A 760-nucleotide genomic window follows, 5' to 3' on the forward strand; every position below is an offset into this window, starting at 1 on the left:
TCAGAATGTCGCGGTGAATACGTTCCCGGGCCTTGTACACACGCCTTGTACACACCGCCCGTCACACCATGGGAGTGGGTTGCACCAGAAGTAGCTAGTCTAACCTTCGGGAGGACGGTTACCACGGTGTGATTCATGACTGGGGTGAAGTCGTAACAAGGTAGCCGTAGGGGAACCTGCGGCTGGATCACCTCCTTAATCGACGACTCAGCTGCTCCATAAGTTCCCACACGAATTGCTTGATTCATTGAAGAAGACGATAGAAGCAGCTTTAAGCTCCAAGCTGATAGCTCCAAGCTAACAGTTACGCGCTCGAAATTGGGTCTGTAGCTCAGTTGGTTAGAGCGCACCCCTGATAAGGGTGAGGTCGGCAGTTCGAATCTGCCCAGACCCACCAATTTTGTATGGGGCCATAGCTCAGCTGGGAGAGCGCCTGCCTTGCACGCAGGAGGTCAACGGTTCGATCCCGTTTGGCTCCACCATTAACTGCTTCGAAACGTTTGAGAGTTTAGAAATGAATATTCCGCTGTGAATATTGATTTCTAGTCTTTTGATTAGATCGTTCTTTAAAAATTTGGGTATGTGATAGAAAGATAGACTGAACGTTACTTTCACTGGTAACGGATCAGGCTAAGGTAAAATTTGTGAGTTCTCTTAGTTGAGAAATTCGAATTTTCGGCGAATGTCGTCTTCACAGTATAACCAGATTGCTTGGGGTTATATGGTCAAGTGAAGAAGCGCATACGGTGGATGCCTTGGC

Annotated in this window: 2 tRNA genes and 1 rRNA gene; all 3 read left to right on the forward strand. The window is 48.2% G+C overall.

The window, feature by feature from the left end:
- Positions 1–198: ribosomal RNA gene (locus tag AC1DU9_RS29855) — 16S ribosomal RNA — on the forward strand; the annotation flags it as partial.
- Positions 199–320: 122 nt separating this feature from the next.
- Positions 321–397 (forward strand) — tRNA-Ile (locus AC1DU9_RS29860).
- Positions 398–406: 9 nt separating this feature from the next.
- Positions 407–482 (forward strand) — tRNA-Ala (locus tag AC1DU9_RS29865).
- Positions 483–760: the final 278 nt, after the last annotated feature.

The sequence above is a fragment of the Pseudomonas sp. P4_C1 genome (assembly GCF_056402155.1).